The following is a 21898-nucleotide window of genomic DNA, read 5'->3' on the forward strand; positions in this document are numbered from 1 at the left end:
TTCAACTTTACGAGAGAATCGAACGATGAGCCTGAACGACGACCTGAACCTGGAATACGACGACGACACCGTGGACATCGGAGCGATGCAGCGCCCCCAGACGAATCCCTTGGCTGCACGGCGCTCGCTCGAACGCCTGCTCGAACAGCGGGCACTGCGCAGCCGCCTACGCGACGACCTCGACGAGGGCGGTGCGCTGGACGACCTGGACTGGTGACCCCCGCGCGGCGCCGGCCCACTCGGCGCCGCGCATCAGACCACCTGCAAGGACCCGCGTTGCGGCGCTGGCGGTCGACGCGGGCTTGGCGGCACCTCAGGCCATGGCCGAAGGTGCACGAGGAAGGGGCACCGAGACCGCCACCGAAAGCGCGGTCGCGGCGCGTCCCGGAAAGCTTCCCTGACGTGGAACGACGGCCTGAGCCCTCCTCGTATTGGGCTTAGCCGGCATCCGTTTTCTGATTGTCGCCTTGCCCGCCGAACGGGCTGGTTCCCGTTTGGACACTGAACCCCGTGGCCGGCATGCGGGTCCACCTTGCATGGGCCTGGCTATTGGAGGGCCGTGTGTCCAATCGGCGCCCTGACGTATTCTTCTTCCCCTAGAACCGATCGGCGGGAATTCCCGGTTTTCGAACCCGTTCTTGCAGGAGTCGATCCGCGTGCGAATCTGGTTGACAGCCGGGACGGTCGTCCTCGCACTGACCGCATTGGCGGCCTTGGCATGGATGCAATCGCGAGGACCGACCGCGGTACCCAATGCGGCCGAACCCTCGCCCTGGGCGGGCTTGTCCGAGGCTGCTGACCGGTTTCCCGATCCACCGGCCAAGTGGACCCACCGTTTCCCGGAAGATCACGGCGACCATCCCGAGCAGTTTGGCGAGTATTGGTTCTTCGCCGGCCGTCTGAACGGGATCGCTGACAACAGCCTCGGCTTCCGGCTGGCGTTTTACCGGCTCGCATTGGCACCGGACCCACCGGCGCGAGAATCCGCCTGGGCCGCACACCAGATGTACTGGGCAAGCCTCGTTCTGGAGGAGCCAAGCGCGTCGTGGGCGCATGCCGACGAACGCGTCGGCCGAGGCGCACTGGGCCTCGCTGGGTCCGACGAACTGCGCGTCTGGGTGGAAGACTGGGCGGCGGAGCACGACTTGGACTGCCGATGCTTTCGCCTGCGTGCCAATGCTGGCGGCACGCAGCTTCAACTCACGCTGTGGCCACCACCACACGACGCCGTTCCGATTGCCGGCATTCCCGGACTCGGCACCGACCAGCCCGGCAGCCACGGATACTGGTGGTCCGGATGGCAGGCCGAAGGCTACATCAAGCGTGACGCAGACCAGCATGCTGTCGAAGGCCAGGCGCTGGTAGAGCACTTCTGGGGCCGCCGCCTTCCGCTTGCGCAGGGGCAGTTGACCCTGAATCGGCTCTGGCTGGAACTGGCAGACGGTTCAGCCCTGCGCTGTCTGCAACTGCGCCGCCGGGGAGCAGGCGGGATTCCGCTCGGCCAGTGCCTGTGGCTGTCGTCTGGGAATGAACCGGCGCTGCTGCCGCGTGAAGCGTTGGCGCCTACGGGCCCCAGCTTGTACGACCATCCGCTTCGTTGGACACTGGAGTCCCCCGCGGCGGCCCTGGCCCTGCAGGCCGAGGCCGCTCAGCCGAGGCCGCCGCCCGACTTGCTGCTGCCAGGCTGGAGCGGCCTGCTGCAGACCGATGGAACGAGCGGCGGTCAGCCGGTACAGGGCTGGGGCTGGCTGGAGCTCGGCGGATACTGACTGTGAACACGACCGACTGGAAAATACTCGTATTCCTGGGCCTCGCTTCCTTCGCGGTCCTCGCCTGCGGCAGCGACGCACCGAAACCGCCCGCCGTGACGATCGCCGAGCCGGGGCCGATTCCGGCGAGCGCGCAACGCCCCGGCGATCCCGATGCCGGCTATCACACGCTGGTCAATCGCGGCTACGTCAGTTGCGGCATCCCGGTCGAAGCCTTCCAGGCCAGCCCGGCGCCGACAGAGCCGGGCCATTCCCTTCCAGGACGCGAGGGCCTTAACGCGGAGCTGCCCCATGCGTTCAACGCCACGGTCAATGCGGACGGGGTCGAACTGGTAGTGAGCAACTGCCTAACCTGCCACGCGGCCGACTTCGAGGGCGAGCTGGTGGTCGGGCTGGGCAATGCGTTCCTCGACTTCACCAGCGACCCCGCGGTTTGGGCCGAAGCCTTCGGCGCCTTTGTCGACGATGGGCCGGCCGCGGCAGCCTGGGCGAAATGGGCCGACCGAGTCGGCGCGATTGCGCCCTACATGATTACCAACACCGTAGGCGTGAATCCGGCTCCCAACCTCACCATGGCACTGATCGCGCACCGGGACCCGGATACCCTCGCCTGGAATGACGAGCCGCGGCTCGCGCCGCCCCCACGGGAACCGCTGCCAACCAAGGTTCCCCCTTGGTGGCGCATGCAGCATAAACATGCGATGTTCCACCACGGCGCGGGCCGCGGCGACCACGTTCGCTTCATGATGATGAAGTCGCTGGTCTGCACCGACGACCTGGAGGAGGCACGCGAGATCGACCGGTGGTTTGCCGACGTGCGGGCGTTCATCGCCAGCCTCGAGCCACCGGAGTTCCCTTTCGAAATCGACCGAACACTCGCCAAGACCGGTAGCGCCGTGTTCGAACGGCATTGCGCTGCCTGCCACGGAACCTACGACGACTCGCCGACCTACCCAAATCTCATCGTCGACCTGGAAACCGTCGGCACCGATCCGGCCTACGCCCGCCAGGCTGTCGAGGCAGATCGTTTCCTGAGCTGGTTCAACGGGTCCTTCTATGGGCAGGGTGCCGAAGCCAAACCGGCTCTGGGATACGTCGCCCCGCCGCTCGACGGGGTTTGGGCCACCGCCCCGTACCTGCACAACGGGTCGGTTCCCAGCATCACCGCGCTGTTCGACAGCGACAGCCGGCCCACCTTCTGGCGCCTGCAGACCGATCCCCCGGTCTACGATCCGAAAACGCTGGGCTGGCGATACCAGGAGTTGCCGCATGGCAAGGACGGCGCCGCCGATCCGAAGGAAGCGAAAGCCATCTACGACACGACCCGGCACGGCTATGGCAACGCGGGACACCGGTTCGGTGACTCGCTAGACCCTGACGAGCGCCGCGCGCTGATCGAATACCTGAAGACGTTATAGGTTGAAAAAGGTGCGCGCCGCGCCCGCCAGACGGGAGGTAGACATACCGATTGGGTCAGGCGTTGACCCGTAGCGCGGGCACCACCGGCATCCGCGCCAAACGCCAGGCCGGGTAGATCGAGGCCAACAACGCCGCGCCGATGCCGAGCGCGACGTTCTCGGCCAGCGGCATTCCCGGCAGCAGCACGTCCATGCGCCAGCCGAAGGCCTCGCGGTTGATCACCTCGATCAATATCCAGCCCATACCGAGCCCCAGCGGGATCGCCGCAAGCGCCGCGTACAGGCCCAGCAGCCCGCCCTGAAGGAATACGAGCTGCGTGACCCCGGCGGGCGGGAGCCCGGTGCTGCGCAGCACCGCATACTCGCGGGCCCGCTCCATCTGCAACGCGACCAGCGCGCTGAGGATCGCGACGAACGCGACGAACAGCGTGATCAGCCGCAGCAGGTGCGTGATCGCGAACGTTCGGTCGAAGATCGCCAAGGATTCGGCCTCGATCGCCTCGGGGCGGGTCACCAGCGCCGGCCGGTCCTGCTCCCGCGCCCAGGCTTCCAGCCTGGCCTCCAGAGCCTCAACGGTCACACCCTCGGAGGCACGCAGCCCCATCGAGGCAAACTCGCGGGCAGACCCGGGGTCGTAGCGTTCAGCGCGCATCAATACGGTACCGCTGGGGTTGCTGTAGTCGCGGTAGATCCCGGCCACGTCGAAGCTGCGCCGGCCCTGTGGGGTTGCGATCTCGATCCGGTCACCGAGATTCAGCGCGTGGTGTGCAGCGAACCCCTCGGTGATCAGCACTGCGTCGCTCTCGCGCAGGCGCGCGTCGAGGTCCGGGGCAGCGCCTGCGACCAGCGGCAGGTGGCCGAGCCAGTCGGCATGCGGGGACAGCAGGAATAGATCGATCACGCCAAGCCCGGAAGGCGTCTCCAGCGTGATCGCGGTACTGACCGACGCGACCTCCGCCCACTGCCGCACAGTGTCCGCCCAGTCGCCGGGCAGCCGGGAGGAGCTGCGTGCCGCCGCCGGCCCGGCCGAGACCAGGTAGACGTCAGAGGTCAGCGTCTGTCCCAGCCAGTCGGCGACGCTGACGCGGAAACTCCCGACCAGCACGCTGACGCCGATCGCCGCTGCCAGCGCCAGCGTCAGCGCGACCACCGCCGGGCCGCTGCGCGACAGGCTGCGCTCGAGGCTGCGCTCGAGGCTGCGCCCGGCGAGCCGCGGCAGCGGGCTGTCGAAGCGGTCCGCGATCGGGCCGCCGAGCCAGCGCAGCGCCAACACGAGCAGCCGCGGCAGCAATAGCAGGAAACCGGTGATCATCAGGAACAGCGCGACGAAGCCGCCGACGAGTCCCCCGAGACCCAGCGCCGCAATCAACGCGCCGGCCAGTAGTCCCAGCAATCCGGTCGCGAACAGGTAGCCGGTCAGGTTGCGGGCGCGGCGTTCCACCGCCGCCCGGCCGGACGCGCCCATCCCGCGGCTGCCGGCCGCCTCCAGCGCCGGCGCCAATGCCGCCAGCACCGTAAGCCCCAGCCCCAGTGCCAGCACGGCCGCCAGCGCCAGCGGGCGCGGCTCGACGGCGGTCACCGCGACTGTGAAAAAGTGATCCGATACGGTGCGCGCCACCTGCCCCACCAGCCCCTGTGCGAGCCAGATCCCGAACAGGATCCCGAGCACCGTGCCGATCAGCCCAACCAGGAAGGCCTCGAACAGCACCACGCCGATCACCTGCCCGCGCCCGACGCCGACCAGGTGCAGGGAACCCAGCACCTGGAGCCTGCGCAGCACGGAAAAGGTCTGCGTGTTGTAGACGAGGAACACCGCGATCAATAGCGCGAGCAGGCTCATCGCGGTCAGGTTGATCCGAAACGCCTGCGCCAGCTCGCGGGCGGCGGCGTCGCGCGCGCCCACAGCGATCAACTCCAGCCCCGGCGGCAGTTGCGCCTCGAGGTCTTCTGCGCGACCGCCGCGGTCGAGGCGCACGTCGATCCGATCGAGCCGCCCGGCCCGATCCAACAGCAATTGAGCGGTCGCGATGTCGGCAACCCAGATCTGGCCCTGTGCCGCGCCCGCGGGGGCAGGAAGCGCGGTCAGCCTGTGCAGACCCGTCGCGCCGTGCGCGCGCAGCGTCGATTCGCCGTCGATGCCCTGCCGCTGCAGCCATTCGGGCGGCACCAGCACCGTGCCCGGCTCGGTCATCAGACGCTGCACCGGGATCGAGCCGAAGCCGGACGCGGCCTCGCGAAACGGAGCCTCGGCCAGCGGGTCGACGCCGAGCAGGTACACCGTCTCGCCGGACTCGAGCCGCAGTGCCCCTTCGACGACCGGGGCGAGGTCGCGCCATCCGGCGAGGCGCAGATCCCGGTAATACAGTTCGTCGAACCCTTCGGCCGGCCCCAGGATCTGGTGCGTCGCAGCCCCGGCGACCTCGAGCATCGAGCGGTCGAAGGCGCGCTGCGCGGACTGGTTGGCCAGGTCGACCGCGAGCACCACCGCCACCGCGATCACCACGCCGAGGATCGTCAGCGCCCGCTGCAGCGGATGCCGGTGCCAGTCGCGCAGCCAGGCCTTCAGCAGCAGCGCGTTACCGTTCACGCGGGTTCCCGGCGACGGGTGACGGACGGGCAGCGGGTCATCGTTCAGTACCGACCGCAGCTCGCGACGGGTGGTCCAGCAGGCGTCCGTCGACCATCCGCACGGTGCGGTCCAGCCGCGCGGCGAGGGCGTCGCTGTGGGTGACCATCAGCAGCGCGCTTCCGGCTGCCTCCACCCGCGCGAGCAGCAGGCGAAACACCGCCTCGCCGGTGTTCGAGTCAAGGTTCCCCGTGGGCTCGTCGGCCAAGATCAGGCGGGGGCGGTGCACCAGCGCCCGGGCAATCGCGACCCGCTGCTGCTCGCCGCCGGAGAGTTGTTCGGAGTAACGATCCGCCTTGTCCGCCAGGCCCACGCCCGCAAGTTCGGAGTGCCCCCGGGTTCGCGCCTCGCGTCCAAGCGCCAGGCCGGCGAGTTCCAACGGCAGTGCCACGTTCTCGGCGGCGGTAAGTGTCGGAATCAGGTGGAACGCCTGGAACACGATCCCGACTTCCCGCCGGCGGCGCAGCGTGCGTTCCCGCTCGTCCAGGGTTCCCAGGTCGACCCCGTTCAGACGCACGCTTCCCGAGGTCGGGCGTTCGAGACCCGCGGCGAGGTGCAGCAGTGTCGATTTGCCGCTGCCGCTCTCGCCGACGATCGCGACGCGCTCGCCAGGCGCGAGTTGCAGGTCGAGCGCATGCAACACGGGGATGCTGCCTCCGCCCCCGAAATAGGAAAAACCGAGGGCGCGGCAATCGAGCACTGAGTTCGGTTCGCTGGCCATGGGCCCCTCCCGTGTCCACCATCGGACCGCACCCGCCCGCAATGGGTTCGCATACCGCTGGGTACGATACTGCACTTGGCTCCGATGGCGGCCCTATGTGGTCCGTTCCGTTTCGATGCCCGCGACTCCGGTGCCTGCACGCGCAGGATGGAGGCCAAAGGCCGTCATCCGCCGTTCGGCGCCCGGACACCCCACTGGCCTTCGATCGATGGCTTCCCGCCCAGCCTGGCGAGCGCACCATGGCGCCAGCCACTCGTGAGCAAATTCCGGTTCCACGGTAGCGGGTCCTCCGGTACAATTCCGCCGTCATCCGAAACATGGGTTTCTGCCTTGAAGCGCAACCGACGCAGTCGATCTAGCCACGCCTTGCGGTAGCAGACCCAGCCCCTCCCGGTTCGGTCGTCGTCCGCAGGGCATGTGGAACCAACGGCCGGGCCAGAACCGAAGTTCGTCATCACCCTGCTTTGCCCTGCGGCAGGCACCCCTCGGGGCTGCTGCACCGCAAGGGAGGGAACACCGAACCGCGCCCGCGCCCACACCGAACCCGCGCTGCCCGCACAGCGTACCCACCCCCGGTGCACGACCGGGGCCGGCCCGGAGGAGCGGTATGGAACACAATCTGGAGCAATTCGTCGTCGAGATCCAGGAACTGCTGCGTCTGGACGACCGCGACGGCCTGCGCGAGACGCTAGACTTCATGCGCGTCCAGGACATCGCCTGGGTGCTGATGGAGCTCGGTGGCGACGATTTACCAACCGTGTTCAACCGTCTCCCTCCCGGCCGGAAGGCCGATGTTTTCGGCTACCTTGCCCCCGGGTACCAAGTCCGCCTCCTCGGCCAGAGCCCGCGCGCCGATGCCCGCTTCCTGCTGTCCGAGATGGACACCGACGACCTGACCGCCCTGCTGCAGGATCTGGACGAAGAACAGCTGCGCGATTATCTGCGCCTGCTGCCCTTTCGCGCAATCCGCCGAGCGCTGAAGCAGCTGAACTACCCCGGCAACTCGGTCGGCCGCGTCATGTCGTCCGACGTCGTGGCCGTGGAACTCGACTGGAGCACAAAACGTGCGCTGGCCTTCATCCGGCGCAACGCAGACGAACATACGAACAACGTAATCTTCGTGGTCGATGATGAGCGCCGCCTGGTCGCATCGATCCCGATCCGTCATTTCCTGCGCGGGCGTCCCGACGACCCGGTCGAAACCCTGCTGCCGCCGAACCCGCCGGTGACGGTGTCGGTGCTCGACGACCCGATCGAGGCAGCCCGCCGCATCCAGCACTACGACCTCGAAACCCTGCCGGTGGTCGGCGAGGACGGGGTACTCCTCGGCGTCGTGACGGTCGACGACGTGGTCGACCTGCTCGAGGCCGAGTCCACCGAGGACTTTCACAAGATGGGCTCGGTCGGCGTGCTGCCCCTGAGCCTTCAGAACGCAAGCCCCCTCCTGCTCTTTCAGAAGCGGGTGGGCTGGCTGCTGGTGCTGGTCGCGTTCAACGCGATGGGCGGCTACGTGATCTCGCGTTACGAGGAGGCGATCGAGGCGCTGGTCGCGCTGGTGTTCTTCCTGCCACTGATCATCGCGTCGGCGGGCAACGCCGGCGCGCAGAGCTCCACGCTGATGGTGCGCGCACTGGCGACGGGCGATGTGAGTGCCCGCGATTGGCTGAAGCTCTGGGGCAAGGAAATCGGTGTGTCGGTATCGCTGGGAGCGACGATGGGGATCGCGGTGTCGATGGTCGGCCTTTGGCGCGGCGGATTCGACCTCGCGCTGCTGGTGGCAATCGCGATGTCGCTGATTGTGGCGGCGGCGAGCATCCTCGGCATGCTGCTGCCGCTGATCCTGAACCGCTTCAAGCTGGATCCCGCCACCGCGAGCGTGCCGCTGGTGACCTCGCTCGCGGACGTCTTCGGCATCCTGATCTACTTCGCGCTCGCCGTCGCGATCTTCAACCTCACCATTGCCGGTGCATGACGTCGGTGCCGCCATGAATGCCATCATCGAAGAAAGCCCGACGCTCGCCGACCGCCTGCGTGACGCGCTGGAGCACGACGCCGTCGAGCACCTGGCCGAGCTGATCGACGAGAACCCGGCGCAGGACATCGCGCTGGCGCTCGGCGAGTTGCCGCGCCAGCACTGGCACGCGCTGTTCGAGCGTCTGAACCACGAACGCACCGCCGAGATCTATGCGCACCTTCCCACCGAGCACCAGACCGTGCTCCTCGAGCAGCTCGACCCGGCCGAGGCGACCCGGCTAATCGGCGAACTGTCCTACGACGACGCGGCCGCAGTCCTCGACGAACTCGAGGACGACCACGCCGAGGCGATCCTCGCGGCGCTGCCGGAAGGCGACCAGCAGGCGCTCTCGTCGCTTCTCGCCTACCCGGAAGAAAGCGCCGGGCGGATCATGACACCGGAGTTCGCGACCGTGCGCCCCGAGTGGACCGTCGCCGAAGCGCTCGATCATCTGCGCGAGCACAGCGAGATCGCGGAGACGGTCAACACCATCTTCGCGGTTTCACCCGAAGGCCAGCTGCTCGGCTGGATGCGGTTGAAGGAACTGCTGCTGAGCCGGCCCAGCGTGACCGTGGAGTCGCGGATCCATACCGACATCGTCAGCATCGAGGCGCAGGAAGACCAGGAGGAGGCTGCCCGGCGCATCAGCCACTACGACCTCGACGTGCTCCCCGTGGTAGACGAACGCGGCGTGATCCTCGGCATCATCACCGTGGACGACGTGCTCGACATCATCCGCGACGAAACGACCGAGGACTTCCACCGAATGGCCGCAGTCGGCGACATGCCGCTGTCGCTGCGCGATGCGAGTATGCGGCTGCTGTACCGCAAGCGCGTCGGCTGGCTGGTGATCCTGGTGCTGGTGAACCTGCTTTCCGGTACCGCGATCGCGTTCTTCGAAGCCTCGATCGAGGCGGTCGTCGCGCTGGTGTTCTTCCTGCCGATGGTCATCGCCTCCGGGGGCAATGCCGGAGCCCAGGCGTCGACGCTGATGGTGCGCGCACTCGCGACCGGCGACATCCAGACCCGCGACTGGTTCCGGATGGCGGCCAAGGAGGTCAGCGTCTCCGCGGGCCTGGGCATATCGATGGCCGCCGCAATCTGGCTGACCGGCAACTGGCTCGGCAACCTCGAAGTCGCGAACGCGATCGCGCTCGCGATGTTCCTCGTGGTGCTGTTCGGGTCGATGTTCGGGATGAGCCTGCCGTTCCTGCTGACCAGGCTCCGGCTGGATCCGGCCACGGCGAGCGCGCCGCTGATCACCTCGGTCGTCGACGTGATCGGCATCATCATCTACTTCGGCGTGGCCACCGCGATCCTGCAGCTGGCGTGACCGCTCCCCTGCACGGCCGGGAGCGGATCAAGCTCCCTCCCCCACTTGTCGGCGAGGGCTGAGGAGGGGGCGTGTCCTTCCACACCGTGCGTTGACCTCACCCCGCTCCACCGCGCACCCGCCTACCCCTGCAACGCCTCGACCCCCGGCTCGTTTGGCCACGGAGTTCGGTGACGCCGCTGTGGGTGGGTCAACGGGGCGCCGCACTCCCCAGGCGACGGCCCACCCACTGCCGCACCGGTCGGCTGCCCAACCACAGAAGCACGATCAGCGCTACAGCTTCCAGCCACGCCGGCAGCAACTCCCGCGCCGCACCGGCCTGGGCGGCAATGTCGAGTCCGGCCAGGCCGATCACTCCGTCGGTCGCCATCCCGACGGCAATGGTGCTCGCCACGATGCCGCCCAGATACCAGGCCAGTCCGACGTTGGTGAACTCCCGCCGGAGCAGCCCGAGCGTTGCCGCGCTGGTGATCGGACCGGCCAGAAGAAACACGAGTACCGTGCCCGGAGATACACCGGCGACCAGCATCCCCGCTGCGATCGGGGTCGCCGCCGCCGCACAGATGTACATGGGGATACCGATCACGGCCATCACCAGCATCGCAACCGGACCACTACCGTAGGTCGACAGCACCTGCGCCGGAACCAGCGCAATCAGAACCCCGGCCACCACCAGCCCCCCGAGGAGCCAGGGCCCGATGTCTTCGAGAAGATCTCCGAACGCATACCGCATGCCCTCGTGCAGACGGCGCGCGGGTGGGGGCTGGGCGGGTGCCGCAGGCACCGAACCCGGGGGACCGGGTTCGGCCGGCTCCGAGCCGCACCCGCCGGCGTTGCAGGCGCAGCGACCGTCCGATGAGGAAACCGGCATCGGCGTTCCGCGCGTCCCCATCGCGACCAGCAGCCCAGTGACCACCGCCGTGACAACAGCGCCCAGCGCCCGCACAAGCATCATGAACGGGCCCAGCAACGCATAGGTGATGGCCAGCGAATCGACCCCGATGCCCGGCGTACCAATCAGAAAGGCGGTCGTCGGGCCACGGCCGGCTCCGGCGCGGTGCAATGTCAGCGCCGTCGGAATCGCACCGCAGGAGCACAAGGGCAGCGGCGCCCCGATCACGGCCGCGCGCCCGATGCTCCCGGGTTCCTCGCCACCCACCCAACGCTGCAGGACCGCATCATCCACGAACGCGCGGATCAGGCCGGAAACGAACAGCCCCAGCAACAGCCACGGCGCCGCGGCCAATGCCACCCCGAGAATCTCGTGCAACACATTCATCGAACCGCTCCAATGCCATTCACACAGGGGCCGAACGGCCGACACGCGGCGGCTGCAGACTTGCGTGATGGCGGACAGGGGAGCAGGCTAAACCCTGTAACGCTTACAAGGTCAAGCCGGATGAAAGCGTCGTTGCGGATTGGCGAAGTGGCGCGACTCAGCGGATGCTCGCCGGAAACGATCCGGCATTACGAGAAGCTGGGTCTGCTTGAGACCCCGCTCCGGTCGACCAGCGGTTATCGTCGCTACGATGTCGCTGCGGTCGATCGCCTGGGCTTCATCCGCCACGGGCGTGAACTGGGACTGGATCTGCGCGCGATCGGCGAGTTGCTTGCGCTGGCCGACCATCCCGATGCCGACTGCCGCGCGGTCGACAGAATCGCATCCAGGCATCTGGAACGGATCGAGGCACGCATCGCCTCACTTCAGCAGCTCGCCGAAGAGCTGCGTGCGATGGTGACCCAATGCCGCGGCGGACGGGTGGCCGAGTGCCGGATCATCGAGGCCTTGTTCAGGCGCGGGACCGAAATCCAATCACCGGAATGACCCTTCGTTCAGACTGGATGTATCACGGCGTCGTACACACACCGGTTTGTCGGCGTCCATGCTTAGACCATGGGTCGGATGTCGGTCCTGCGGCCGATCCCAGCCAGTCATCGATCCCCGGCGACCGCCTGTCCAGGGTCGTCCAGAGACAGCTATTGGCAGTAGTCGGCCCGAAGCGGGCAGTGCGCAATGATCAGCGACCGCCTGCTGCACTGCTAAGAGCTGTCGCTTCCCGTTACTCGTATTGCTCAACGCTGATTGTCCTACGGGTGAGACGATGTGGGAGCCGGGCACGCAGTATTGGCTGGTCTCGAAGGGGTAACCGACTTCGCCCGGAGTGCCCAAACCGATGATCAACACCCTCAAACCAAACCTCAGTCCCGGCCATCGCGTGCCGCTTCATGGTCGCGCTCGTATCAGCCGCCAATTGACTGGAACCTTCGTTGGCCGGTGGCGGCATCAAATGGTCGAGCCAGGATGCTACCCCAGATCCGGATGTCGCGAAGCTCGGGTGAAAGGGCTGGAGAATTGGCGTATCGGCCGCATTCGCTCCTGCGGATAGAAAAGCAGCCTCTTGAACGACCGACCCGCTACGCGTGTAGGGACGACGTTGAGGAAGGCAGCCGTTGGCCAGTTCAAGCTGCAAGCCCGGACCAAGAAATGGCCTATAATTACACCAATGGTGGTATGGTTTAAGTCTGTCTGCATGGCGGAAGGTGGGTGTAATGGTTAAGCACGCGCTACTTTGGCTGGTGACTGTCGGATTTTTCGCGTGGCTCCTACCCGCGCTTGCTCAGCCCAGCGGCTCAGGCGTCGAACGGTTGAACCCGTGGGATTTCGAATGCACCTCCGGCGTCAACTGTTGCGAAGTGGTCCGCACGAACACCCATCCGTATCGGTACGCGATGGTATGTGATCCCAACTTGCCCTCAGCAACCCATCCCATCCGCGTTTTCGGACCGAAGCGAGGTCGTGCCATCGCTGGTTGGATGGCGAACGCCCAGATTCCCCGCTGGGAAGGGGAGGCGTTACCTGGGTATCCCTACGACCCGCCGCCGGCCTGTGACCCACGCTGTGAGACCGGGGAGACGTGTTGCGCGATCGGGCGCTTTCCCGATCATCGCGAGCAGGAAGTAGGGCGTTGGGCCATGTGGGGGCGTGCCTATGACGGTCATGTGCCGGCGACGCGAGCGCTCCAGCAAATCGGTCGTGACATCATTCTGGAGAATGTTTCGTTCGAGTACTGTCATGCTTGGTGGAATGAGAATCTGGTCGAACAGGGCCTTGCCTCGCGGATCACGGACCCTACCCCTCGGGGGGCGATCCCTTGCGGACCTGAGGATCTGCGCAGCACGTGGGGTGATCCGGACGACCCGCCGGACCCCGTGCCACCCAGTCGAGCAGCATGCGAGGAGAAGGTGTGCCCGGTGTGTCGGGAGACGATATCGCTGCTCGGCGTCCGCATGGCACACCCTGAGTGCGAGCGCTGCATCCAAGAAAATGAGGCTCGTATTCTGGCCTGTATGGAAGGCAAGCCAGGCACCAAACCGGTGCCACAGTTACTGCAAATAAACGAAATGCCGAATGCGTTTTTTGGGAATTGGTATGACATGAAAGCGGGTTACCGTGTACACCGGTTTGTTATTCGAGAAGAGAGCTTCAGAACAGGTAATCGTAATTGGCAGTATAGTAGTATACGATTGCTTGAAAATGACGTGTTCGACGTAACGATAACCAGAAGAAGCGAATCAAGAAGATATATTTTCCGAAATATAACCCAATCTAGCATGAAATATCGGATATTTGAAGATCCGGAATGGACCGAAGCAACAAGATGACGACTCGTTATTTGGATGACCTTATTCGCGGTCGGTTCGCCGCGGGAGACAACCTGAACTGATGCAGACGACCTGGGGCTTTTGACAAAATGGTCTCCGGGAGGCTCAAGCGGCAGACGAGCCTCGGTGAGTCCGCCAGAGTTCGTGAGGTGAGGTGCGGCGGCAAATAAGAAGCGCGGGCGAGTCGGCCTGAGCGGTCACCCAGCCCTTCGCCGGAGCAACCAATCTCGCCTGTGATACCGATGCCGGGCAGATCGACTGCCACCCCGGAGACCTACCATGGTATTGGAACACCGAAAGTCTGCCGGTAAAGCTCGTGGCATTGCATGAAACTTGACTCGAATCGGACCCAGGCGGTAGCCGACCGGAGCCGTTCACCCTACACTAAACCGCGAAGACCCCATGATGCTCGCCCCCCGCGAACGGGACGAACGTAGTGGGGTTCGAATAAGCGCTTTCTTTCCCTCTCGCCGTATTCGAAGTCAATAATCCAGGCATCCCTAGCGCTGCCCTATACCCACATCTAGTGCTGGACAAACGCCTGCCGGCCGGGTACCGTGCCGGGCATGTGGGAGCAGAGCCAGATCAAGCGCACGTTGAGCGCGCCGGCGAACCTGGCTCGGGTGCAGGCGCTGATCCGGGAAGCGCCGGAGTTGCACCGCACGGGGCTTGCGGACCGGGTCTGTGCCACGTTGGGTTTTCTCGATGCGCGTGGGCGCGTGCAGCGGGCGGGCTGTTTGAAGGCGCTGCGGGCGCTGGAGCGTGCAGGCCGGATCACGCTGCCGCCTGCGCGCAGCACCCCGGGGCGCGGGGGCCAGGGCCGGCGTCTGGGGGAGGCGGTGCCGGCACCGCAAGGCGTGGGCCGCGAGGTCACCGAGCTGGAGGGCCTGGAGCTGGTACGGGTGGACACCGCCGAACACCGGGCGCTCTGGAATGAGCTGATGGCGCGTGAGCACCCGCGCGGGATGGGGCCGCTGGTGGGCGCGCAGGTGCGCTATCTGGTGGGTTCGGCACAGGGCTGGCTGGGGGCGCTGGGGTTCGCGGCGTCGGCACTACAGCTGGCCGCCCGCGATGCCTGGATCGGCTGGGATCCGGCGCTGCGGGAACGCCATCGGCATCGTGTTGTTGGCTTGAATCGGTTCCTGCTGCGTCCGGGCGTTTCCTGTCGGAACCTCGCCTCGTGGACACTGGGTCGGGCGTTTCGGCGGCTGGGGGCTGACTTCGAGGCCTGCCATGGGTATCGTCCCTGGCTGGTGGAGACCTTCATCGAGCCTCCGCACACCGGGGTCAGCCTGCGGGCGTCGAACTGGCGTTTTGTGGGCGAGACCTGTGGCCGGGGTCGCCAGGATCGCGGCCACGCCGCGGAAGAGACACGCAAGGCGATCTATGTCTATGAACTCGAACCCGACTGGCGCGCACGGTTGGGCGTCGGTCCGGCACCGGCACGAGGCGACACGCCGCTGGAACCCGCCGAGGGTCTGGATGCGCAGCAGTGGGCTGAACACGAGTTCGGGGGTGCGCCCCTGGGGGACAAGCGATTGACGAAACGACTGGTGGACAGCGCCCGGCGCCAGGGCGAGGATCCGCTGCGCGCGTTCACCGCGGTGGCCCGCGACGACTGGGCGGCGGTGAAGGGCTACTACCGGCTGATCGACCAGCCGGAGGACTCCGACGTGACGCCGGAGCATATCCTGGCGCCGCATCGGGCGTGCACGCAGCGCCGGATGCAGGCGCAGGCAACGGTGCTGTGCCTGCAGGATGGCACCGATCTGAACTTCACCACCCGCCCGCAGACGCGCGGCGTCGGGGTCATCGGCCGCAACCAAACCGGTGCCGAGAGTCTGGGGCTGCATCTGCACTCGACGCTGGCGGTCAACGCCGACGGGCTGCCGCTGGGCGTGCTGCAAGCGCAGTTCGAGGCGCCGCAGCCGCGGGGCGACGCGGAACCGGCGCAGGAAGAGAAAAAGAGCTTCCGCTGGATCGCCGGTCTGCGCGATGCAGCGGCACTGGCGGCGACCCTCCCCAATACCCGGGTGATCAGTGTCGCCGACCGGGAGGCCGATGCGTTCGAGCTCTATGTCGAGCAGCAGCGTCACCCCGCGGTGGAGCTGGTGATCCGCGCCCAGCACAACCGCCGGCTTGCCGACGGGCGGCGCCTGTTCGAGGTCGCCCGGGCGACGGCGAGCCGCGGCTCGGTCGAACTCCCGGTCGATGGCCAGAGCCTGCGCACCAAGACCAGCAAGCGCCCCGAGCGCCTGGGCCGAGCGGCACGGACCGCGGAACTGGAACTGCGCTACACCCCGATCACGCTCCGTGGCACACCCGCCGATGCCGATCAGCCGGTCACCCTGGAACTGACCGTGGTGCACGCGCTGGAACGGGATCCGCCGAAAGGGGAAAAGCCGCTTGAGTGGTTCGTGCTCACCACCCTGACCGTCGCCTCGGCCGAACAGGCCGCCGAGATTCTGCGCTGGTACCGCCTGCGCTGGCGCATCGAGGACTGGCACCGGGTGCTGAAATCGGGTTGCAAGATCGACGAACTCGGCCATCACAGCGTCGAGCGCCTGGAACGCGCCATCGCGATCCGGCTGGTCATCGCCTGGCGCGTGATGCTGATGACCCTGCTGGGCCGCGAGGCCCCGGCGTTGCCGCCGGAACTGCTGTTCTCGGACGTCGAACTGCGGGTGCTCGGCGACTACGCGCAGTCCCGGCGCCGACCCCGCCCCACCCGTCTCCAGGAAGCGGTTCGCGAAGTCGCCATCCTGGGCGGCTACACCAACCGCAATCACGATCCGCCGCCTGGCCACCAACTGATGTGGCACGGCTACGCCAAACTCACCACCATGTCCTTTGCCTACGCTTTACGAGATGAAATCGAATGACACCGCCCCGTATCGACTGGTCTGCGCAACTTGTGGGTAAAGGGCAGAGCTAGTCTTGAACGACCTCCTGGCTGTTTATGAAGTCTTACTCAGAAGGGACAACCAGATTGATAATCTCCAGCGGTGAAGCCCCGTATCGGGGCTTCATCAGGGGTATTGCCCGTTGTTGGGTCCTTGGGTCGATCACGCTAACTTGCAGGTTCACGCGACCATCGCCTGGATCGTAGCGGAACGTATAATGGCCTCGGGCGTCGACAAACGTCTCTGCCAGGAACCGCCTCTCGTCTGCCGAAGACACGTAATGTAACACCAATCTTAGTTTCCCCGCTGGAACACGCGATGGCTGGGCGACCACGCCGCTGACAACCTGGTGTTTCTCTACGCGCAACATTACTGGCTGCCGTGGCGGCTGGAAGCTGCGAACATCACGTATGTTGGATAACACATGATCCAGCAGGGTTTCGCCTCGATAAACCTTGAAGGAGAGATTCGGACCCGGCTCCTCTGGGTGTTCGATGTAATCGGAGCGTTTGAAGCGAAAGGTCGCAAGACCACCCTCATCCGTAGTCGCTGGCTCTCCTAACGGATCGTCAAGCGACTCCGGATCCTTGTCAAAGGGCTCGATCCGCAGCCCGGCAATAGGCTGGCCTCGTACGTCCACAGCCTTCAACACCAAGGTATATGTGGTGTCTCGAGGGCTGGAAACGTATGCGTTCACTCCCCCAGGCTTGAGTGCTGGTATTACAACCGCATGCGGCGAAAGGTCATGGTGCCGGGGCGGGTTCAGGCAGAACGGGGGCCGGCTCGCCTTTGCGCCGCTGCTGGACCACCTGAGCCAGGTAGGGCCAGGGCGAGACCCCGCGCTTGCGGCAGGTTTCGATCACGCTGACGAGGAGCGCGAAGGCCAAAGACCCTGCTCGGTCCGGGTGCCCTGGCTGATGCGACGGCTGATCACCCAGTGCCGCAAGGCCTGTTCGGCCCAATTGTTCGTGATGGGCAACCGCGGAAACTCCAGAACGGCCCAGATCGCCTCCCAGTCATGGGTGAACTCGCGCGCCAGTTGCCGCGTCTTTTCGTGCGCACAGTCCCAGTGATCCACGCATAGGTCGTTGAAGGCGTCGAGCTTGCCGCGGTTTTTCTGGTACAGATCGGCCGGAGGCTGTGGTCCTTCCCGGGCCTGGTAGACTTGCTGGAGCAGGTCCTCGAACAGGGCCAGGGTGGCGGCACCAAACGGTCGCGCCAGTGGGTCGAGGCTCTGGTCCAGCCCATGGGCCTTGCGGATGAGATGCGCCAGGCAGCGCAAGCGGCGATCGTAATCGCGATAGGCCCAGAAGCCATCGCTCATCAACCAGCCAACGAACGCTTCGCCCAGGATCTTGTGCAGCATCCTGCGGGAACGCCTGCCGATGGCAAACAGGGTGGCGGTGGTGCAGGTAAAGACCCACAGCCACAAGAGCTGGTTTCCCTCTTTCCAGCCGGTTTCGTCGACATGCAGCAGTTCGGCCTCGCGAATCAACGGCACGATATCGCGCTCGATCACCGGCGCGACCGCGCGACCGGCTTCGTGCAGGCATTGGTGGATCGCCGCGATGCTCAGGGATACGCCCAGCCAATCGGCCAGAAACTCCTGGACACCCCGGCGCGAAACGCGCTGGCGCAGCGACAAGGCGCAGATCAGCGCCACCAGCATCGGACCGGCCAGGTGCCATTCGGTCAGTTCGACCTGCCAATCCGTATTCTCTGCACAGCGTCCCGGTTCCGCATGCGTCCAATGGCCGCAGGAACATTGCCGTTGCAGATAGACGTGCTTGGTGTGACGGACTTCAAGGCCTGGGGAACCCGAAGTGGGGGCGACCACATCGAGTGCATAGCGACCATTGTAGCCCTTGGTCGGAGCATCCGCGGGAAAGGGCGTGCCGCAGCATCGGCAGCGATCGGGGCTGTGCAGGATCTCCTCCTGCACCGGCAACGTGACCAGACGGCCGCAACCGGGTGCGCCGGGGCGCTTGCCGGGTTTGCCGGCGGGCGCCTTGTTCTTGTCGGAGGCGGGCGTGGTCGCCGCAGATGACGGGGGTTCTGACGCGGGCGCCGTCGGATCTTCGGTTGGGTCCTCCGTCTCTGCTGCGCTGGCGGCTTCCCAAGGGGGCTGGCTGCTCGATGGCCGGGAACTGTTGGCCGGGTTTTGCCCCAGGCGATCATGCGCCTCTTTCAAATCCACCAGCAGATTCACCGCAAGCACGCGCAGCGCGGCTTCGCTCAGGGCCGCGATGAACGCCTCGTCGATCTGCCGAAGATCGTGTGGGCTCAGGCGCATCCTCCGCGACCCACCTCAATCCTCGGCCTCAACCGCCATCAGGGCCGAGAGCACCGCCAGGCGCTCCGCCGCGGGCATGGCCCGGTAGCGCTCGCCCCAGCTCGCGGCCTTGCGCTTGATCCGTTGCCGGTCGGTGAAGTTCTTGCCCGCATAGCGCGGCCAATGCACCCGATCGGGCGTGAAGTTGAACCAGAGTTTCTCGGTGCGCACCCGACCCTGGATCATCACCTGCACTTCCAGGCTCCGCCAACCCGTCAGATGCTCGTCGTACAGCGCCGAGGGGTAGCCCGACAGGATGACCGAACAGGGGAGCGACTGGAGCAGCGCAAGCAGCTCGAGATGGTCGGCCTCCTGGTATTCAAATCGATAGCGCCGCCGCGAGGTGCGGGTGGCATGCAGATACGGCGGATCACTGTAGACCAATTCCCGGCCCTGGAAATCGAACCCGGCCAGAAACGCATGCGCGCAGGCGTTCACCTTCTCGATCGGATAGGGGCCCGCAAACTCCCGCAGTGCTTGCGGGTCCAGGTCGATGCCAATATTGCGCAACGCCGCCGGCTTGCGCTGCATGATCGCCCCACCACCGAGATGGGTTTCGATGTAGGTGTCGTGCGGCGGCATCAAGGCAATGATCGATTGGCACAACCCGACCGTCGCCTTCGAACCGAAATAGCCGCCCATCGCACGCCTCCCATCCCCGTGATCATGGAGACCACCATAGCCGCGACGCGCTATACCGTCAAGTCATCGCAGCTTTCTCCAGGGGGGGCTGAACGGATACAACGCTGTCCGGATAGCGAATGCGCGAGCGAAAGATTTCTGAGCTGCCTGCGCGGCAGCGAACCAGGGATAGGTGATGGTTCTATTACGGTTATGTTTCTGAGCTGCCTGCGCGGCAGCGAACGGATTTCGCTGTTTCCGAACAGGTCACTCATATTTCTGAGCTGCCTGCGCGGCAGCGAACGAACAAAGACCGGCTCCGCGAGCTGGTGCAAATTTCTGAGCTGCCTGCGCGGCAGCGAACGTTATGGCCCGACCAAGCGCTTCGGCGACGATTTTCTGAGCTGCCTGCGCGGCAGCGAACGGGGGATATTCATTCGTAGGCCTTTACAATGCTTTCTGAGCTGCCTGCGCGGCAGCGAACCTCAATCAGAAGGGCTTCTCCACCCGCTACATTTTCTGAGCTGCCTGCGCGGCAGCGAACGTGATCCCGAGATTGGATAGCTCGCGGCGCATTTTCTGAGCTGCCTGCGCGGCAGCGAACCTGGGTCACGACCAGCTTGGCCCCGCCGTAGATTTCTGAGCTGCCTGCGCGGCAGCGAACGGTGTCGATATTGGCAATGTCTTGTGCTGGTGTTTTCTGAGCTGCCTGCGCGGCAGCGAACAACAGCATTCGTTTCGTGATCGGGGGGATGACTTTCTGAGCTGCCTGCGCGGCAGCGAACTTGACGGGAATAGATACGGTCCATGCGCCACATTTCTGAGCTGCCTGCGCGGCAGCGAACGGACACGCGGGCGCGGCGGTCCCCAAACAGGATTTCTGAGCTGCCTGCGCGGCAGCGAACGGCCAGGACAACGGCGCGAAGAAGCTGCAAGATTTCTGAGCTGCCTGCGCGGCAGCGAACGGTGGGGTCGGTTAGCGTCTGCACGACGTTCATTTCTGAGCTGCCTGCGCGGCAGCGAACGATTTCCATCTCGTTGATCGTCTTGTAGTTGCTTTCTGAGCTGCCTGCGCGGCAGCGAACAAAGTCGCCGGCCTGGATCCCGCCGAGATCAATTTCTGAGCTGCCTGCGCGGCAGCGAACCCGGCCCTACCTCGATGCCTCCCGCGACGTCTTTTCTGAGCTGCCTGCGCGGCAGCGAACGGCCTGCTGATGGAGCTCCGTTCCGACACGCATTTCTGAGCTGCCTGCGCGGCAGCGAACGCGGCACTACACCCACAGCCACCTCAGCCGCTTTTCTGAGCTGCCTGCGCGGCAGCGAACGATCGTGCGGCTACGTCGGAACCTGACCTGGTTTTCTGAGCTGCCTGCGCGGCAGCGAACGACGGCGGCGACATGACCGCGGCGAGCCTCGATTTCTGAGCTGCCTGCGCGGCAGCGAACTTCGAGATCACGCGGGAAATGCTCCTGCAGATTTTCTGAGCTGCCTGCGCGGCAGCGAACTCAGCGTCTGCTGGCGGTACGTCGTGCTCGAGTTTCTGAGCTGCCTGCGCGGCAGCGAACCGTTACCCCGCCCGGGAGATGCAGAGGAACCTTTTCTGAGCTGCCTGCGCGGCAGCGAACGACGAGGCGGACCCCGCGGCGTTCGTCTCGCTTTTCTGAGCTGCCTGCGCGGCAGCGAACGCGAGCACCTGCTCGATCAATTTGACCCCCGTTTTCTGAGCTGCCTGCGCGGCAGCGAACGTGAAGCTGCGGATCGATCTCGATGCGGACGTTTTCTGAGCTGCCTGCGCGGCAGCGAACGGTCGGCTCCAGAAGCGCCTTCGAACGCCACATTTCTGAGCTGCCTGCGCGGCAGCGAACCCACCACGCCGCGCTTGGACACGCAGCCCAGCGTTTCTGAGCTGCCTGCGCGGCAGCGAACCTGATCGCGGTCACCAAGGGCACTCCCTACGTTTTCTGAGCTGCCTGCGCGGCAGCGAACCCGGGGCCGGCACGCCGCGGCCGTGTTTCAGGTTTCTGAGCTGCCTGCGCGGCAGCGAACGAGGAGCAGCAGGCCGCCAAGGATCACCTACATTTCTGAGCTGCCTGCGCGGCAGCGAACAGCGGCGACGCACTGGCTCTGACGTTTGATCATTTCTGAGCTGCCTGCGCGGCAGCGAACGCCTGGATCTGGCTCGGCGTCATGCGCTCGAGTTTCTGAGCTGCCTGCGCGGCAGCGAACGCGTACATCGACAGCCACCGCGGCATCCCATATTTCTGAGCTGCCTGCGCGGCAGCGAACCCTGGATTGCCGTACCTGGAGTCGGCGTTACCTTTCTGAGCTGCCTGCGCGGCAGCGAACGTAGGCACACGTCCGTTGCCACTTCTCCAGCATTTCTGAGCTGCCTGCGCGGCAGCGAACCGAGCCCCCGCCATCCCCTGATCTGACCGAGATTTCTGAGCTGCCTGCGCGGCAGCGAACGCAATCTCCGCATACGCTTCGGCGTCGGTGTT

The 21898-nt window shown here is 65.8% G+C and carries 13 protein-coding genes and 1 CRISPR repeat array (1 of these 14 running past the window's edge); of the genes, 8 read left to right on the top strand and 5 right to left on the bottom strand.

Annotation, left to right across the window (positions count from 1 at the left end; genetic code table 11):
* Positions 1-25 precede the first annotated feature (25 nt).
* The 3 genes from TVNIR_RS11445 to TVNIR_RS11455 all read left to right on the top strand — a co-directional run bounded on the left by TVNIR_RS11445 (position 26) and on the right by TVNIR_RS11455 (position 3187).
* Complete coding sequence (locus TVNIR_RS11445; RefSeq protein WP_015259191.1) at positions 26-217, top strand: PA3496 family putative envelope integrity protein; 192 nt, start codon at positions 26-28, stop codon at positions 215-217.
* Positions 218-656: 439 nt separating this feature from the next.
* Positions 657-1769, top strand: coding sequence for a lipocalin-like domain-containing protein (locus tag TVNIR_RS11450; protein ID WP_157092269.1), 1113 nt, complete (start codon positions 657-659; stop codon positions 1767-1769).
* Positions 1770-1771: 2 nt separating this feature from the next.
* Positions 1772-3187 carry a c-type cytochrome gene (locus TVNIR_RS11455; RefSeq protein WP_015259193.1) on the top strand — a complete coding sequence of 472 codons (1416 nt, stop codon included), beginning with the start codon at positions 1772-1774 and terminating at the stop codon, positions 3185-3187.
* 55 nt (positions 3188-3242) lie between these two features.
* On the opposite strand, the gene TVNIR_RS11460 is transcribed toward TVNIR_RS11455, so the two are convergent.
* On the bottom strand, positions 3243-5774 hold the full coding sequence (locus tag TVNIR_RS11460; RefSeq protein ID WP_015259194.1) for an ABC transporter permease: 2532 nt from the start codon (positions 5772-5774) through the stop codon (positions 3243-3245).
* Between the two features lie 37 nt (positions 5775-5811).
* A complete protein-coding gene (locus TVNIR_RS11465) occupies positions 5812-6534 on the bottom strand; it encodes an ABC transporter ATP-binding protein (RefSeq protein ID WP_015259195.1) in 723 nt (240 codons plus the stop codon).
* 607 nt (positions 6535-7141) lie between these two features.
* On the opposite strand from TVNIR_RS11465, the gene mgtE (TVNIR_RS11470) reads away from it, so the two are divergent.
* Positions 7142-8506: a magnesium transporter gene (gene mgtE / locus TVNIR_RS11470; RefSeq protein ID WP_015259196.1), complete on the top strand. Its 1365-nt coding sequence runs from the start codon at positions 7142-7144 to the stop codon at positions 8504-8506.
* 13 nt (positions 8507-8519) lie between these two features.
* A complete protein-coding gene (gene mgtE / locus TVNIR_RS11475) occupies positions 8520-9881 on the top strand; it encodes a magnesium transporter (protein ID WP_015259197.1) in 1362 nt (453 codons plus the stop codon).
* A gap of 190 nt (positions 9882-10071) precedes the next feature.
* On the opposite strand, the gene TVNIR_RS11480 is transcribed toward mgtE (TVNIR_RS11475), so the two are convergent.
* Positions 10072-11160: an SO_0444 family Cu/Zn efflux transporter gene (locus tag TVNIR_RS11480; RefSeq protein ID WP_015259198.1), complete on the bottom strand. Its 1089-nt coding sequence runs from the start codon at positions 11158-11160 to the stop codon at positions 10072-10074.
* 120 nt (positions 11161-11280) lie between these two features.
* On the opposite strand from TVNIR_RS11480, the gene TVNIR_RS11485 reads away from it, so the two are divergent.
* From TVNIR_RS11485 to TVNIR_RS11490, 3 genes are all read left to right on the top strand, one after another.
* Positions 11281-11706, top strand: coding sequence for a MerR family transcriptional regulator (locus TVNIR_RS11485; RefSeq protein WP_043739680.1), 426 nt, complete (start codon positions 11281-11283; stop codon positions 11704-11706).
* Between the two features lie 725 nt (positions 11707-12431).
* Entirely contained in the window at positions 12432-13544 is a 1113-nt protein-coding gene (locus TVNIR_RS19820; RefSeq protein ID WP_157092270.1) for a hypothetical protein, read from the top strand.
* A gap of 566 nt (positions 13545-14110) precedes the next feature.
* Positions 14111-16426, top strand: coding sequence for an IS4 family transposase (locus TVNIR_RS11490; RefSeq protein WP_015259200.1), 2316 nt, complete (start codon positions 14111-14113; stop codon positions 16424-16426).
* A gap of 880 nt (positions 16427-17306) precedes the next feature.
* Here TVNIR_RS11490 and TVNIR_RS11495 read toward each other — a convergent pair.
* Together TVNIR_RS11495 and TVNIR_RS11500 are read right to left on the bottom strand one after the other, a co-directional pair.
* Positions 17307-18740: an IS66 family transposase gene (locus TVNIR_RS11495; RefSeq protein ID WP_015259201.1), complete on the bottom strand. Its 1434-nt coding sequence runs from the start codon at positions 18738-18740 to the stop codon at positions 17307-17309.
* Between the two features lie 15 nt (positions 18741-18755).
* On the bottom strand, positions 18756-19421 hold the full coding sequence (locus TVNIR_RS11500) for a DNA adenine methylase (protein ID WP_015258526.1): 666 nt from the start codon (positions 19419-19421) through the stop codon (positions 18756-18758).
* Between the two features lie 135 nt (positions 19422-19556).
* Positions 19557-21898: direct repeats of the CRISPR family, unit length 28 nt; unit sequence TTTCTGAGCTGCCTGCGCGGCAGCGAAC; it runs 1354 nt beyond the window's last position.

The sequence above is a fragment of the Thioalkalivibrio nitratireducens DSM 14787 genome, assembly GCF_000321415.2.
GTDB lineage: Bacteria > Pseudomonadota > Gammaproteobacteria > Ectothiorhodospirales > Ectothiorhodospiraceae > Thioalkalivibrio > Thioalkalivibrio nitratireducens.